Origin of the sequence: Pseudarthrobacter sp. SSS035 (assembly GCF_023273875.1) — a bacterium.
In the GTDB taxonomy this organism is placed as follows: Bacteria; Actinomycetota; Actinomycetes; order Actinomycetales; family Micrococcaceae; genus Arthrobacter.
Genome location: NZ_CP096882.1, coordinates 1,375,963 through 1,390,217, shown reverse-complemented (window position 1 = coordinate 1,390,217; position 14,255 = coordinate 1,375,963). Strand labels below are relative to the sequence as shown.

Genomic DNA, 14,255 nt, shown 5'->3' with positions numbered 1-14,255 from the left:
GGCTAGTCCCAGCCGAGCTCGTGCAGCCGCCGGTCATCGATGCCGAAGTGGTGGGCGATCTCGTGGACCACAGTCACGGCCACTTCCTGGATCACCTCGTCGCGGGACCCGCAGATGTCCAGAATGGGTTGGCGGAAGATGGTGATCCGGTCCGGCAGTGAACCGGCATCCCACCATGAATCCCGCTCCGTCAAGGGAACACCCTCGTAGAGGCCCAGCAGAACGGTGTCCGGGTCCTCGCCCGGGCCGGGCACGTAGTCGTCCTCGACAAACACCGCCACGTTGTCCATGGCGGCCGCAAGCTTGGCGGGGATCAGGCCCAGGGCATCCGTGACGGCGGCTTCGAAATCGTCAGCGGACATCTCAAACGGACCGGACTCTTGCGGGCCATCCGGGATGATGGGCAGGCCGGGCGGCAGGTTGACGGGCATAAGCAGACTCTAGTCCGCAGCCGGGTTGGCGCGCATACTGAATCCCATCGCTGACCACCTGTGAGGAGCCGGATGTCCGTCCGCCATCGCCTTTTTGCCGCCATGTACGACACCTTATCGGCCTCTGTAGAGCGCAGGGAGCTGTCTCCGCGCCGGGCGCGGCTGCTCTCCCCGCTGGCGGGAACCGTGGTGGACGTCGGCGCTGGCACCGGGGCCAACCTGCGGCACTTCCGCCACGCTGACCGGGTAATCCTCGTGGAACCGGACCCCTACATGCGGGCCAGATTGCGGGCACGTCTGGGGGAGTCGCCCGTTCCGGTGGAGGTTTCCGACGCCGATGCGGAGCACCTGCCGCTGCCGGACGGCACGGCTGACGCCGTTGTGTTCACCCTGGTGCTGTGCTCGGTGCCGGATCAGCGGCTTGCCCTGTTGGAGGCCCGCAGGGTGCTCAAACCCGGAGGTACCCTCGCCCTGCTGGAACATGTCCGCGGGCAGGGCCGTGCGGCCCGCTGGCAGGACAGACTGGACGGTCTGTGGGGCCGTTGTGTGGCGCCGGGTTGCCACCTCAACCGGAACACGGTGGCATCCATCGGCGAGGCCGGGTTTGAATTCACGGAAGTCAGCAGGTTGGAGGCTCCGGCTGTTGCCCTGGCCACGCCGATCATCGCGGGCACCGCAGTGCCGCGGTCGGAACCCTGAGAGCCCCTACCGGGACCTGCGGCGCGTTAGGCCCACACCCACCAGACAGACCACCCCGCCCACAAGGCCCAGCACGGCGGGGACTTCGCTGAGGACCAGCCAGGAGATCAGGATGGTGGTGCCCGGCACCAGATAGGTGGTGGCCGCCAGTTTTCCGGCGTCAATCAGGGACAGCGCGTAGGCCCAGGTGGTGAACGCTATGGCGGTGGGGAAGACGCCCAGATACACCAGGCCCAGCGTTGCCGGCAGCGGGGCCGACTGCAGTTCGGACACCAGCTGGCCGCTGAAGGGCAGGCAGCAGACGGCCCCCACCATGATGCCGAACCAGGTGGCCTGGCCCGCCGGGAATTTCCGCAACACCGGCTTCTGGATGATGACGCTGACGGCGGCGAGCACAGCGGCAAGGAGGCAGAGCAGCACGCCCGCCACATCCGCCGTCGAACGTTCCCCGGAACCTGAGCCGGATCCGAGCGCGATCAGCGCCACCCCGCCGAACGCCACCAGGCTGCCGATTATCAGCCAGCGCGGGAAGCCCTCCTTCAGGAAGAAACCGGCCATAATGGCAACGAGGATGGGGTTGACGTTGATCAGCAGTGCAGCGGTCCCGGCGTCCAGCAGGTGTTCCGCCGCGTTCAGGGCCACGTTGTAGCCGCCGAACCACATCACGCCGTACCCCAGGATGGGCCACCATTCGCGGCCTTGCGGCAGCACTCTGCTCTTGGCCAGCTGCGGCAGCACCAGTGCACCGAGCACGACGGCGGCAACCGCCAGCCTGCCCAGGGTCAGGGATCCCGGGGAGAAGGTGGGGCCGATGGCCCGGATCCCCACGAATGCCGAAGCCCAGAGCACCACGGTGACCACCACGGCGGCGACGCCGAGCGCATTTGTTCGGCCAGGTGGTGGGCGAAGCGGCGTTGTTGTTGCGGCGCGGGGAGGGGTGCTTGAAGCCATGCTGCCAATCTATCCCCGCGGCGACGCCGGCAGCTGGCGGGAATCGGTCACGTCTAGTCGAGTTTCTGCCAGTCCCCGGCCGCCCACTCCAGGAGCCGCTCCAGGGGCCAGGTGGTCACAATGCGCTCCGCAGGAACGTTGTTGTGCGAGGCGCGGGCAGCCCCGTACTGGAGGAAGTCGAGCTGGCCCGGAGCGTGGGCGTCGCTGTCGATCGAGAACAGGCAGCCGGCGTCGAGGGCCAGCTGGATCAGGTCATCCGGCGGGTCCTGCCGCTCGGGGCGGGAGTTGATCTCGACGGCCACGTTGTTTTCGGCGCAGGCGGCAAACACCTTGCTGGCGTCGAAGTCCGATTGCGGGCGGGTTCCGCGCGAGCCCTCCACCAGGCGTCCGGTGCAGTGGCCCAGCACGTTGGTGCGGGGGTTCCGGATGCCCTGGAGCATCCGCTGGGTCATGGTGGCGCGGTCCGCCCGAAGCTTCGAATGGACGCTGGCCACCACAATATCCAGCCGGTCCAGCATGTCCGGCGACTGGTCCAGTTCGCCGGATTCCAAGATGTCCACCTCTATGCCGGTCAGGAGCCGGAATCGGTCTTTTTTGCCGTCAGCTCCGGAGGCGTCGTTGATCGCAGCCACAACGTCGAGCTGTTCGGTCAGGCGCTCCGCGCTGAGCCCGTTGGCGATGGTCAGGTTGGGGGAGTGGTCGGTCAGTGCCAGGTACTCGCGGCCCAGCAGCCGGGCGGCATCGGCCATGAGCTGGATGGGGGAGCCGCCGTCGGACCAGTCGCTATGGCTGTGGAGGTCGCCGCGCAGTGCTGCGTGGAGCTCGGCCCCGCCGTCCGCCAAAGGCGCCCCGCTGCGCTGGCGAAGATCCTCAAGGTACTCGGGCACCTCACCGTCCACTGCCTGCCGGACCACCTGGTAGGTCCTGTCGCCGATGCCCTTCATGCTCTTGAGCCTGCCGTCCCGGGCCCGGGCTGCCACCTCGGAAGGGTCAAGCGCGGCGATAATCCCGGCCGCCTTCCGGAAGGCCTGGACCTTGAAGGTGGCGGCGCGTTCCCGTTCCAACCAGAAGGCAATTTCATTGAGCGCGGCGACGGCATCCATCTGTCCATCTTCGCGTGTTACAGCCGCTTCGGTCAGGGGTCTGCGGGCCGATTTTGAGTTATTCCCGCCGAGGCCCTATAGTTTTAGAGTCCAGTTCGGAGCAACTGCAAAAGACAAGACTGAGAGCCAAGGCTCGAAGCCTTTTATTTTGTGCCGAACGGGTTCTGGCCCCCATCGTCTAGCGGCCTAGGACACCGCCCTTTCACGGCGGCGGCACGGGTTCGAATCCCGTTGGGGGTACGCAAGGAACTGGTCTGGCAGGCTGAAAACGTCTGGTAAGCTGGAAGCCTTGAAAAAAGCGGTAGCGATGCCGCGAAGCAAGAAAATCAAGGCCCTGTAGCGCAGTTGGTTAGCGCGCCGCCCTGTCACGGCGGAGGTCGCGGGTTCAAGTCCCGTCAGGGTCGCTCTGATTGCCAGAAGAAATTCCGGCGGTCAAGGTGACATGTCACCTAGGCTCTGTAGCTCAGTTGGTAGAGCGTTCGACTGAAAATCGAAAGGTCACCGGATCGACGCCGGTCGGAGCCACCACTGGGAAGCATCAGTTCTTCGGAACTGGTGCTTTTCTTCTTTAACCCCATCATCGATGACGAGGCTGCCTCCCGACTGCGACGCGCACTCTCGCCTGCGACCCGCAGAAACCCTGTCGCTACCGGGATTCGCGTGTCGTCAGGCCGTTTCTGTGGCGGTAGGAAATTTGCGCATCATAAAGGAAGCCCGCACGAGGCGCCTGACCATCGAGGCCGAGCACGCGGCGTTCTGAAAGTTCTTCAAGACGATGTGCTCGTCTTCTCCGCGTGGGACGACGGTGACCCCCGGCACCCGCTGTACTGGACCGGGCGGTACGCGGGAGATTCGTACACGCCGCGTCAGCTGCGCCGGCCGGATTGCGGTGGAGGCAGGCTGGTTCGGCGTCATGAGCCAGCCTGCCTGGACCATTCTGTGGACGCGGAGGAGCGGACCGGCAAAGCTTCCCGGCGGCAAGCTCCACCTTCGGGCCTTCGTGGGCCGCTCCGCCGTCGAGATTTTCGCCAACGGCCACCCGCTGCCGCCCGGCACCCCATCCATTGCTCCGTAGAAGCCCTTTTGGGGCTTCAAAACGGCCGTTACGGAGCAACCGATGAGGAAAAGCAAGCAAACGGCGAGTGAATCTTCTCACCAAAAGAGATTCGAACCGAAACATTTGACGCTGCCAAACCGATGTGGCACGCGCGCGCAATCTGGAATGTAAGCGCTTGCACAAAGTTGCGTCCACGGCCGGTTTCGGCCACGGACACATGGTTTGGCAGGCCCTCGCCGGCTGCCTAGCGTAGAGGCGGGCCAGGGAAGAGATCTCGTTCCTGGCCCCGAAGCGGGGCCCTACCCAAGCCCCGTACCCCTCGACACAACGGCGTCCTCGATGACGCCTGTTGTGTCGTCGGGGCTGCCGGAGTTTCGGGGAACAGGGCACCTGCCCGTCTTCCACGAATAGTTTCAACTCCGCGAGAAGAGCAAAACATGCACAAGCACCCCCAACCTGTCCGGATGCTGCGGTGGCGCCCTGCCGCCGCGGCACTGGCTGCAGCTGTAGTGGCATCGGTCTTCCTGGCCGTTCCCTCAGCGCAGGCCAACGAGCCGGCGGATCCGCCGGCCGCGCAGCAGATGCCGGCCCCCACCCCGGGCTTCCCCCTGCCCAGCACGCACAGCCAGCAGGCCTATGACCCGGCGTCGGACTTCACCTCGAAGTGGACCCGCGCGGACGCCAAGCAGATCATGGCCCAAAGCGACTCCACAGTGGCTCCCGGCGTGAACTCCATGAGCCCGGACGTCACCATGCCGGAGATCCCCGAAGACTTCCCCACCATGAATGACGACGTCTGGGTCTGGGACACCTGGTCCCTCACGGACGAAAACGCGAACCAGATCAGCTACAAGGGCTGGGACGTCATCTTCTCCCTCGTGGCTGACCGTGACGCGGGCTACGGCTTCGACCAGCGCCACTGGAACGCCCGGATCGGCTACTTCTTCCGCAAGACCAACGCTGACCCGGCCACGGACAAGTGGAACTACGGCGGACACGTCTTCGCTGACGGCGCGTCCATCGGCAACACCGAGTGGTCCGGTTCTACCCGCCTGATGCAGGGCAACCACGTCAACGTCTTCTACACGGCCACCACGTTCTACGACGTGGCCGAGCGGAACGCCGGCGGCGGCGGCATCGCCCCTGACGCTGCCATTGCCAAGGCCCTCGGCAACATCCACGCCGACCAAAACGGCGTCACCTTTGACGGTTTCACGCACACCAAGCTCCTTGAGCCGGACGGCGAGATGTACCAGAACAAGGCGCAGAACCCCGGGTTCGCCTTCCGCGATCCGTACACGTTCGAGGACCCGGCACACCCCGGCAAGACCTACATGGTCTTCGAAGGCAACACCGGCGGCACTCGTGGAGAATACGAGTGCAAGGCCGAGGACCTCGGCTACCAGCCGGGAGACCCCAACGCCGAGAACCTCAACGAGGTCAACAGCTCCGGCGCCTACTACCAGACCGCCAACGTGGGCCTGGCCGTGGCGGACAACAAGGACCTGACCAAGTGGTCCTTCCTGCCGCCGGTCCTGTCCGCGAACTGCGTCAACGACCAGACCGAACGCCCGCAGATCTTCATCCAGAACGAAGGCGGCAAGAACAAGTACTACCTGTTCACCATCAGCCACCAGTTCACCTACGCGGCAGGAATGCGCGGCCCCGACGGCGTTTATGGCTTCGTTGGTGACGGTGTGCGCTCCGACTACCAGCCGATGAACAACAGCGGCCTGGCCCTGGCCTCGCCGACTGACCTGAACCTGCCGTCCGAATCCCCGGAAAGGCCAACCCCCAACCAGAACGGCCGCCAGTTCCAGGCCTATTCGCACTACGTGCAGCCGGGCGGACTGGTCCAGTCCTTCATCGACAACGTGAACGGTGTCCGCGGCGGATCCCTGTCACCCACCGTGAAGATCAACTTCCGCAACGGTGTGTCGGCAGTTGACCGCACGTTCGGCCAGAACGGCCTTGGCCCGTTCGGCTACCTGCCCACCAACCTCAACGTTGGCGGTGCCGGCCACTACAAGTGACCGGCACTATCGGTGAACGGCACAAGCAGTAGCCAGTACCTCCCCTGACGGGGGCGAAATCAGTAAACGGGGACGTCCGTGACATTCACGGGCGTCCCCGCCTCAAATTTTAGGATCCACATGCTTTTCTTCACCGCTTCCTGGCCTCACCTGAGCAGCCCGGACAGACGCAGGTCCAGCAGACCGGCCGTTTCCGCCGTCGTCGCCCTGTTCCTGGCGGTGACGGCCGCCGGCTGCACCCCTGATTCGCAGAACGGGAATCCCGACGCCGGGAGCCACCCCCCTGAGGGTTCCTCCCAAGGTGCCGCAACGCCGTCGGCCGGCGATCCCTGGCGTCCTGCGGCGCACCTGACGCCGTCAAAGAACTGGATGAATGACCCCAACGGCCTGGTGTACGAAGACGGCACCTACCACGCGTTCTACCAGTACAACCCCAAGGGCAACGACTGGGGCAACATGTCCTGGGGCCACTCCACCAGCACCGACCTGGTGCACTGGGCGGAAGAACCGGTGGCCATGGAGGCCACGGAGACCGAGGAAATCTTCTCCGGCTCGATCGTGGTGGACACGAACAACACCTCGGGGCTGGGCAGCAAGGACCACCCGGCCATGGTGGCCCTATATACGAGTGCCTACAAGGACAACGCCCCGCTGCCCAAAGGCACCCAGGCCCAGTCCGTCGCGTACAGCCTCGACCACGGCCGCACTTGGACGAAGTACCAGGACAATCCGGTGGTGGATCTGCAACCCTCTTCGCAGAACTTCCGCGATCCCAAAGTCACCTGGTACGAGCCGGGGCAGTATTGGATCATGACCACCGTCGTGGCCGACGACCACGTGGTGAAGCTCTATAAATCCCAGGACCTGCTGCACTGGGACTTCCTCAGCGACTTCTCCGGTGTCGGCGCCCAGGGCGGACTGTGGGAAATGCCTGAACTCCTGGAGGTTCCCGTGGAGGGGACCAACGAACGGCGCTGGGTCATGCTCCTCAGCATCAACCCAGGGGGCATAGCCGGCGGCTCAGGCATACAGTACTTCATGGGAGAGTTCGACGGCGTGACGTTCCGCGCCGAGGGTGCCGCCGGTCCGGACGCTCCGCTGCAGGACCACCAATGGGTGGATTACGGCGCGGACTTCTACGCCGCCACCACCATCTCCGGAGCCCCCGGCGGCAAGCCCGTCCTCTTCGGCTGGATGGGGAACTGGGACTACGCCCAGAAGATGCCCACCACCCCGTGGCGTGGCGCCATGGCAATTCCCCGCGAACTGACGCTCTCCGGCGGCGGCGGCAGCAGCAACAGTAACGACGACGGCGGCAGGCCCGTCTTGCGCTCGTCCATCGCCGCTGCCCCCGCTGGAGTTTTGTCCAGCGGAGCTGCCTCCGAGCGGCAACTCACCGTTGCCGAAGAAAGCAAGCCGCTGGGGGAGGACTTCTCCTCCAGGTCCCAACTCCTGGATGTTGAACTGACGCCGGACGGTGCTGCGGAGGCTGGAATCGAACTGCGCGGGCTCCAGATCCGCTACCAGGCGCAGTCCGGCACGCTGACGGTTGACCGGTCCGCGGCAGGGACCTCAAACTTTTCGGACAAGTTCAGCCCCTACCACCAGGTGAGCGTCCCGCTCGTGGACGGAAAACTGAAGCTGCGGATCCTGCTCGATACGTCCTCGGTGGAAGTGTTCGCCCCCGGAAGTGGCACAGTTGTCACAGATCTCTTCCTGCCCGACTGGTCCAACACTGACACGTCCGTGTTCAGCGAAGGCGGAAAGACCGGATTTACGCTGACCGGCCGGAAGCTGGCCTGACTCGCCACGGATTCCCGTGCGTTCCCACACGCAGGGGATAGGGTTGGGAACAACAGAAGGGGAACTGTCTGATGGAATACCAGAACCCACAACCCGATGCGGGCGTCGAGCGCCAGCAAGCTGCCAGCCAGCCTGCTACCAGCCACCATGCCGCCAGCCAGGCGCCCGTGTCCGGTCATGGCCGCACCGTGATCGCTGAGACCGCCGTGGCAAAAGTTGCCGGCATCGCTGCCCGTGCCGTGCCCGGCGTCTATTCTTTGGGCTCGGCTCCGTCGCGTGCGCTGGGGGCCATCCGGGACGCCGTCGGCAGTTCGGACCATGCTGCCGGCGTCCGTGCCGAGGTCGGTGAGACGCAGGTGGCGGTGGACATCAGCCTGGTGGCCTCCTACGGGTCGCCCCTGCATTCGCTGGCCGATCAGGTCAGATCAGCCGTTTACCGCGCGGTCGAGGAACTCGTCGGCCTGCAGGTCATTGAAGTGAACGTCGAAATTACCGATGTCTATGTGGCGCCGCCGGCGAAGGTCGGAACCACTGCCGTCGCCGTCGCCGAGAGGGAGGCACTGCTGTGAATCTGACCGTTGTGGGGATCGCCGTGGGCGCCTTCGTGGCGTTTATGTCCTTCCAGTTCGGGCTGTGGGGCTTCCTGGTCTCGCTCCTCTTTATGGCCGTCGGCGCCCTCCTGGGCCGCGCAGCGGAAGGGAAACTGGACCTGCGCGGCGTCCTGGATGCCATCATCGGCCGGCGCTCCTCGTCATGACGTCAGCCGCACCATCCATCCAGGGGCGGGTCCTGAGCGGACACAACCGCATCAGCACGCAGGCCCTGACCAGCCTTGCCAGGACAGCGGCCGCGGAGGCCCTCGGTGTGGAGCCCCATGATGTCCGGGCGGACTGGACGGACGACGACGGCCTGCTGGCTTTGTCGCTGGTGTCACCTATCAGGATCCCGCCCCTGGCCACCGTGCTCAGGGACGCAGGCCGCGTGGCCGCATTCGGCGGATCCATTTGGGACCGAACGGTCGATGCCAAATCCAGGATCCTTTCGACGGTCACGGCCCTCAGCGGCGCCAGCCTGAGCAGGGTGGATATCCGCATCAGCGGCGTTAAGCCGATCGAGGGAGGCCGGGTCCAGTGAGCGGAGGATCAGTGGACGGGGACCTCGATTCGAGGCAACCAAGCCGCGCCCGAGCCCAGCCGCAACCCGATATGCGCAGGGTCGTCTACCGGGAAACCCATTCCTCGCGGGCAGCGGTGGCCGTGGTCGCGGCCGTCCTGGTGATGGGGCTGGCCGGTTACGGGCTGCTCGAAGCGGCCGTTCACGCCATTGGTCAGCCGGCCTGGCTGATCGAACCGCAGCTGGCGGCGGAGCGCATCGTTGCACTTCCGGCGGGTATCCCGCCGTTGCTGCTCGGTGCCAGCGGCGCCGTAGTAGCCATGGTAGGGCTGTTTTTCCTGCTCAACGCCATCCTGCCGGGAAGACGCGCCCGGCACGTGCTGAACGGCACCACGCTGAACGGCACCGGAACTTCGTCCGCCGTGGTGGTCGATGACGAGGTCATCGCCTCCGCCCTGGCACGCAGCGCACGGCTCGCTGCCAATGTCACCCCGGAACAGGTCATGGTGGTGGTGTCCCGGCGGCAGATTATCGTCAACGTGCGCCCCACCTCAGGGGTTCCAGTAGCGGAAGCGGCGGTGCTGGCCGCGGTCCAGGACGAACTCAGCGGGATGTCACTGGTCCCGGTACCTGACGTCCGCGTGAACATTTCCACCGTAGGAGTGATTGGAGCATGACCGCCACACCCACGCTCCTCAACCGGATCCTGCTCGGCATCCTCGGCCTCAAGCTGCTCGCCGTGGGCATCCTGCTCGTTCTGCTGGCCACCGTTCCACCCGTGGGAACCTGGTGGCATGCCTGGTCGGGATCAGGCTGGCGCGCCCTGAACCAGGCCTTTGACAGCACCCGCTTCCCTGGCCGGCCGGAAAGCTGGCTGTGGATTGTGACGGCGCTTGCGCTGGTGGTTCTGATCGGCCTGATGGTTGCCTGGATCGCGCAGCAGGGCAAAGGCCGGAGCAACTTGCTGGTGGCCGAGTACGATCCCGGGACAGTAGCCGGGGATGTCCGGATCAGCGGGGGAGTGGCGGAGCAGGCGTTGAAGCACGCCTTGGCCGAACGGCCCGATCTGGCGGGTGCCACGGTGGCGACCTACGATGTCCAGGGCAGCCCAGCCTTGAAAATCCGGCTCCAGCCGCGCCAGGGTGTGGCGCCGCATCTGCTTGCGGCCGAGGTCTCTGTCCTGGTGGACGCCTTGGACCAAGTGGTGGGAAAACAGACACCCGTCCTGATTCACATTGGTGCCGGGGCCAGGACACGGTTCAGCCGCGCTGAGCGCGTCCGTTAGTGTGATCCGGGGGACATCGGTTCGTGCCGATGCCGGCGAACATCGCCAGGCAACGGGCCACCACCACTGTCCGGATGGAATAACCGGGGAATCAAGGAGAACACCATGAGCGAGCAAGTAACTGGCACCGGAGCGGCAAGCGAAGGCGCGGCAGAAAAGGCCAAGGAGTTCGCTGGCGAGGCTGCGGAGAACGTGAAGGAGTTCGCTGGCGAGGCTGCGGAGAACGTGAAGGAATTCGCGGGCGAAGCTGCAGAAAACGTCAAGGAGTTCCTCGACGGCGACGTGGCTGAGAATGCCAAGGAACTCGCTGGCGATGTTGCTGAAAACGCCAAGGAACTGGCCGGCAGCGTGACCGAGAACGTGAAGGGCTTTGGCGCGAAGATCGCCGGTCTGTTCAAGGGCGGCAAATAGGCTCAACCATGGGGTATGCCCCACGATGCCTAAAGGGCGCCGCGCTCCCCGGGGAGCGCGGCGCCCTTGGTTTCCGGCCGGCCCGTGCGGGCCCTTACCCCCCAGCCGTCAGGGAAGATCACTGGACGGTCAGATAGGCCGTGCAGTTCGTCGGTATTTCAGCCATGTCGTCACTGGCCAGCGGGCCACTGGTCAGGGCAACCGTGTACTCAGCGGGTACAGGTATCGCGGCTGACCCCAGATTGCTGAGGACCAGGACTTTGCCGTTATTGAAGGCCAGCACACCCTGTGTTGGCTGATGTAAGTAGGCCCACTGGAACGTTCCGGACCCCAAGCCGCGGGCAGAGCGGAACGCCAGCGCCGATCGGTATAGCTCCAGAGTGGAACCCGCTGCGCCATCCTGTCGGTCGGCTGCGAGGGCACTGAAGGACTCCGGCTGGGGCAGCCAAGGTGCCGCGGGCAAGCGACGATTTGTGCCGCCGTCGGGCGCTGCATTATCGACGCCGGCACTTAAGGCGTCTGCGAAGCCGTAACCGGGTTGGTCTGCGTTCCAGGGAAGCGGCACCCGGGAGCCATCCCGGCCGACTTCAACACCGTTCGTGCGGAAGAACGTGGGATCCTGCCGTGCTTCGTCCGGGAGGGTGGTGTGCTCCGGAAGGCCAAGCTCCTCGCCCTGATAGATGTAGGCGGAGCCGGGCAGCGCCAAGGACACCAGGTGGCGGCTCGTGCGCGCTGCAGTCCCAGGTCGGCGTCAGGCTGTTCATCATCGGCCCCAACGCCCTTGGGGAATGTGGTGGGATCCTTCAGGCCGAACCTGGTGCTGTGGCGGACGGTGTCGTGATTGCTCAACACCCACGTGGACGGCGCTCCGACCGACGCCGCTGCGTTGAGGGAAGCTTCGATGGCTTCGGCCATTCGCTCAGCGTCCCAGCCGGCGAGCAGGAAGTCGAAATTGAATGCCTGCTGCATTTCGTCCTTACGGACATACCGGGCCAGTCGTTCCGCTGGTTCCACCCACGCTTCGGCGACCATCATCCGATCGCCTTCGTATGCAGCCAGCAGGCGGTTCCAATCCCGGTAGATGTCGTGCACGCCGTCCTGATCAAAAAATGGCGACGGCGGGTACTGCGGCGACACTGCGCGGTGGGGCTCCTGCGCTTCAGTATGCGCTCCAGGGGCATCGCCCGGCGGCGTATCCCGTCTGACTGGGGCCGCTTCAGCGGTGCCTTCCACCGTGGCAACCGCGCCTTCCCAGTCCGGCAGTCCCGCTTCCTTCACCATGCCGTGGGCAACGTCCACGCGGAAGCCGTCGACTCCACGTTCCAGCCAGAAGCGCATCACAGAACGCATTTCCTCTTGGACTTCGGCGTTGTCCCAGTTCAGGTCCGGCTGTTTGGCGTCGAAAAGGTGTAGGTACCATTCGCCGGGGCTGCCGTCGGCTTCGGCGACCCTGCTCCAGGCCGGCCCGCCGAAGACCGACTTCCAATTGTTCGGGGCCAGGTTGCCGTCACCGGAACCTTGCACCTCGTCTTTGCCCTGCCGGAACATGTAGCGGTCCCGCTGCGCGGAGCCGGGGACGGAGGCCAGCGCCTCCTGGAACCACACGTGCTCGTCCGAGGTGTGGTTAGGGACGAGGTCAACGATGACCCTCAGCCCCCTACCGTGAGCATTCTGCAACATTTCGTCGAAGTGAGCCAAGGTCCCGAAAAGGGGGTCCACCTGGCGGTAGTCCGCAACGTCGTAACCGGCGTCAGCCTGGGGAGACTTGTAGAACGGTGACAGCCAGATGGCATCCACGCCGAGCCGCTGGACATAGGGCAGCCGGGCCGTAACCCCCCGGAGATCACCCATTCCGTCCCCATCCGCGTCCGCGAAGGAACGTGGGTAGATCTGGTACACAACAGCGCCGGCCCACCAGGACGTGATACTCGAACCGGGGGTGGGAACGAACGGGTGGGACATTTGGTTCCTCTCCTATAACGTTTTGATGTAAGCGCTTGCATAACTCGTTGCAACGTTACTAGTGTGATGGTCACCACATCAAGCGCACTGTCGACATACTTGTCACTCAGCGAGGAGCCTCAAGCAATGAAAACCCGCAAATTCTTACTTCCGGCAGCTACTGCCATCTTGGCCCTGACCCTCTCCGCCTGTGCCGGTGGCGGCGGCGGCGGGACCACGGGCGGTACCGACGCCGAAGCCAACCTCGACGGCCGTGGACCCATCACCTACGTACAGGGCAAGGACAACAGCAACGTCGTCCGTCCTTTGATTGAAAAGTGGAACGCTGCGCACCCTGATGAGAAGGTCACTTTTAAGGAGCAGACCGACCAGGCAGACCAGCAGCACGACGACCTCGTTCAGCACTTCCAGGCCAAGGACGCCAACTACGACGTGGCATCCGTAGACCTCGTGTGGACCGCGGAATTCGCCGCCAAGGGCTGGCTGCAGCCGCTCAAGGACAAGATGGCGATCGACACGTCGAAGATGCTTGAGTCCACGGTAAAAGGCGCGTCATACAACAACACCCTGTACGCCGCTCCGCAGAACTCCGATGGTGGCATCCTCTACTACCGCAAGGATCTGGTGCCCACTGCACCCAAGACGTGGGACGAGATGATGGAGATGTGCTCCATCGCCAAGGCCAACAACATCGGCTGCTACTCCGGGCAGTTCAAGCAGTACGAAGGCCTGACGGTCAACGCGTCCGAGGCGATCAACTCCGCCGGCGGTTCCGTCCTGGATGACAAGGGGAAGCCCAGCCTGAACACAGCCGAGGCCAAGGAAGGCCTGGAAAACCTGACCGAAGCGTTCAAGAACGGCAACATTCCGGCTGAGGCCATTACCTACCAGGAAGAGGAAGCCGCCGCGCGTTCCAGGGCGGCAATCTGCTCTTCCACCGCAACTGGCCTTACGTCTACAACCTCGCCACCACCGAGGGCTCGTCCGTTGTGAAGGACAAGCTGGGCATGGCTGCCCTGCCCGGCAAGAACGGCCCTGGCGCTTCGTCCCTCGGCGGCCACAATGTGGGCGTGAGCGTGTATTCCAAGTACAAGGCAACAGCCCTGGACTTCCTGAAATTCATCACCTCGGAGGAGACGCAGAAGTTCTACGCCACTCAGGGTTCACTGGCCCCGGTGCTGAGTGCCCTGTATGACGATGCCGCGCTGGTCGCTAAGCTCCCCTACCTGCCTGTTCTCAAAACCTCCATCGAGAACGCTGTTCCCCGTCCGGTGACGCCGTTCTACCCGGCAGTGACCGAGGCCATCCAGGTGAACTCCTACGCTGCACTGAAGGGCGAGAAGACTGCTGAGCAGGCTCTGTCTGACATGCAGAAGTCCATCGAGTCCGCTGGCGCAGGATCGTAGC

The 14,255-nt window shown here is 64.7% G+C and carries 13 protein-coding genes, 3 tRNA genes and 2 pseudogenes; 14 read left to right on the top strand and 4 right to left on the bottom strand.

The window, feature by feature from the left end; genetic code table 11:
- Positions 1-2: 2 nt before the first annotated feature.
- The gene (locus MUN23_RS06310; protein WP_056348808.1) at positions 3-431 is read right to left on the bottom strand and encodes a metallopeptidase family protein; all 429 of its coding nucleotides are present in this window, start codon (positions 429-431) and stop codon (positions 3-5) included.
- 72 nt (positions 432-503) lie between these two features.
- Here MUN23_RS06310 and MUN23_RS06305 point away from each other — a divergent pair, with 72 nt between their 5' ends.
- Positions 504-1,130: a class I SAM-dependent methyltransferase gene (locus tag MUN23_RS06305; RefSeq protein WP_248763039.1), complete on the top strand. Its 627-nt coding sequence runs from the start codon at positions 504-506 to the stop codon at positions 1,128-1,130.
- Positions 1,131-1,136: 6 nt separating this feature from the next.
- On the opposite strand, the gene MUN23_RS06300 is transcribed toward MUN23_RS06305, so the two are convergent.
- Together MUN23_RS06300 and MUN23_RS06295 are read right to left on the bottom strand one after the other, a co-directional pair.
- Positions 1,137-2,081, bottom strand: a complete 945-nt coding sequence (locus MUN23_RS06300; RefSeq protein ID WP_248763038.1) for a DMT family transporter — start codon at positions 2,079-2,081, stop codon at positions 1,137-1,139.
- A 53-nt stretch (positions 2,082-2,134) separates the two neighbouring features.
- Positions 2,135-3,184: a PHP domain-containing protein gene (locus tag MUN23_RS06295; protein ID WP_248763037.1), complete on the bottom strand. Its 1,050-nt coding sequence runs from the start codon at positions 3,182-3,184 to the stop codon at positions 2,135-2,137.
- 167 nt (positions 3,185-3,351) lie between these two features.
- Here MUN23_RS06295 and MUN23_RS06290 point away from each other — a divergent pair.
- The 12 genes from MUN23_RS06290 (at position 3,352) to MUN23_RS06235 (ending at position 10,886) form a co-directional block, all read left to right on the top strand.
- Positions 3,352-3,424 (top strand) — tRNA-Glu (locus MUN23_RS06290).
- 90 nt (positions 3,425-3,514) lie between these two features.
- Positions 3,515-3,588 (top strand) — tRNA-Asp (locus MUN23_RS06285).
- A gap of 48 nt (positions 3,589-3,636) precedes the next feature.
- Positions 3,637-3,712 (top strand) — tRNA-Phe (locus MUN23_RS06280).
- A 385-nt stretch (positions 3,713-4,097) separates the two neighbouring features.
- Positions 4,098-4,259, top strand: coding sequence for a GH32 C-terminal domain-containing protein (locus MUN23_RS06275; RefSeq protein WP_248763036.1), 162 nt, complete (start codon positions 4,098-4,100; stop codon positions 4,257-4,259).
- Between the two features lie 419 nt (positions 4,260-4,678).
- Complete coding sequence (locus MUN23_RS06270; protein WP_248763035.1) at positions 4,679-6,274, top strand: glycoside hydrolase family 68 protein; 1,596 nt, start codon at positions 4,679-4,681, stop codon at positions 6,272-6,274.
- A 120-nt stretch (positions 6,275-6,394) separates the two neighbouring features.
- Positions 6,395-8,077: a glycoside hydrolase family 32 protein gene (locus tag MUN23_RS06265; protein WP_248763034.1), complete on the top strand. Its 1,683-nt coding sequence runs from the start codon at positions 6,395-6,397 to the stop codon at positions 8,075-8,077.
- A gap of 71 nt (positions 8,078-8,148) precedes the next feature.
- Positions 8,149-8,646: an Asp23/Gls24 family envelope stress response protein gene (locus MUN23_RS06260; protein ID WP_248763033.1), complete on the top strand. Its 498-nt coding sequence runs from the start codon at positions 8,149-8,151 to the stop codon at positions 8,644-8,646.
- Positions 8,643-8,834, top strand: a complete 192-nt coding sequence (locus MUN23_RS06255; protein ID WP_248763032.1) for a hypothetical protein — start codon at positions 8,643-8,645, stop codon at positions 8,832-8,834. The genes MUN23_RS06260 and MUN23_RS06255 overlap by 4 nt, the downstream gene beginning before the upstream one ends.
- A complete protein-coding gene (locus tag MUN23_RS06250) occupies positions 8,831-9,211 on the top strand; it encodes a hypothetical protein (protein ID WP_248763031.1) in 381 nt (126 codons plus the stop codon). The genes MUN23_RS06255 and MUN23_RS06250 overlap by 4 nt, the downstream gene beginning before the upstream one ends.
- A 71-nt stretch (positions 9,212-9,282) precedes the next feature.
- Positions 9,283-9,867 carry a DUF6286 domain-containing protein gene (locus MUN23_RS06245; protein ID WP_248764009.1) on the top strand — a complete coding sequence of 195 codons (585 nt, stop codon included), beginning with the start codon at positions 9,283-9,285 and terminating at the stop codon, positions 9,865-9,867.
- Positions 9,864-10,475 carry a hypothetical protein gene (locus MUN23_RS06240; protein ID WP_248763030.1) on the top strand — a complete coding sequence of 204 codons (612 nt, stop codon included), beginning with the start codon at positions 9,864-9,866 and terminating at the stop codon, positions 10,473-10,475. Before MUN23_RS06245 ends, MUN23_RS06240 begins: the two co-directional genes overlap by 4 nt.
- Positions 10,476-10,580: 105 nt before the next feature.
- Positions 10,581-10,886: a hypothetical protein gene (locus MUN23_RS06235; protein ID WP_248763029.1), complete on the top strand. Its 306-nt coding sequence runs from the start codon at positions 10,581-10,583 to the stop codon at positions 10,884-10,886.
- A 118-nt stretch (positions 10,887-11,004) separates the two neighbouring features.
- Here the strand turns inward: MUN23_RS06235 and MUN23_RS06230 are convergent.
- Positions 11,005-12,848: pseudogene (locus tag MUN23_RS06230) on the bottom strand (glycoside hydrolase family 13 protein).
- A 126-nt stretch (positions 12,849-12,974) separates the two neighbouring features.
- On the opposite strand from MUN23_RS06230, the pseudogene MUN23_RS06225 reads away from it, so the two are divergent.
- Positions 12,975-14,254, top strand: a pseudogene (locus tag MUN23_RS06225) (ABC transporter substrate-binding protein).
- The last annotated feature ends 1 nt before the right edge of the window (position 14,255 follow it).

Excerpts from the sequence above, each read along its gene's own strand:
- MUN23_RS06310 (WP_056348808.1), bottom strand. The coding sequence starts at position 431 with ATGCCCGTCAACCTGCCGCCCGGCCTGCCCATCATCCCGGATGGCCCG.
- MUN23_RS06305 (WP_248763039.1), top strand. The coding sequence starts at position 504 with ATGTCCGTCCGCCATCGCCTTTTTGCCGCCATGTACGACACCTTATCG.
- MUN23_RS06300 (WP_248763038.1), bottom strand. The coding sequence starts at position 2,081 with ATGGCTTCAAGCACCCCTCCCCGCGCCGCAACAACAACGCCGCTTCGC.
- MUN23_RS06295 (WP_248763037.1), bottom strand. The coding sequence starts at position 3,184 with ATGGATGCCGTCGCCGCGCTCAATGAAATTGCCTTCTGGTTGGAACGG.
- MUN23_RS06275 (WP_248763036.1), top strand. The coding sequence starts at position 4,098 with ATGAGCCAGCCTGCCTGGACCATTCTGTGGACGCGGAGGAGCGGACCG.
- MUN23_RS06270 (WP_248763035.1), top strand. The coding sequence starts at position 4,679 with ATGCACAAGCACCCCCAACCTGTCCGGATGCTGCGGTGGCGCCCTGCC.
- MUN23_RS06265 (WP_248763034.1), top strand. The coding sequence starts at position 6,395 with ATGCTTTTCTTCACCGCTTCCTGGCCTCACCTGAGCAGCCCGGACAGA.
- MUN23_RS06260 (WP_248763033.1), top strand. The coding sequence starts at position 8,149 with ATGGAATACCAGAACCCACAACCCGATGCGGGCGTCGAGCGCCAGCAA.
- MUN23_RS06250 (WP_248763031.1), top strand. The coding sequence starts at position 8,831 with ATGACGTCAGCCGCACCATCCATCCAGGGGCGGGTCCTGAGCGGACAC.
- MUN23_RS06245 (WP_248764009.1), top strand. The coding sequence starts at position 9,283 with ATGCGCAGGGTCGTCTACCGGGAAACCCATTCCTCGCGGGCAGCGGTG.
- MUN23_RS06240 (WP_248763030.1), top strand. The coding sequence starts at position 9,864 with ATGACCGCCACACCCACGCTCCTCAACCGGATCCTGCTCGGCATCCTC.
- MUN23_RS06235 (WP_248763029.1), top strand. The coding sequence starts at position 10,581 with ATGAGCGAGCAAGTAACTGGCACCGGAGCGGCAAGCGAAGGCGCGGCA.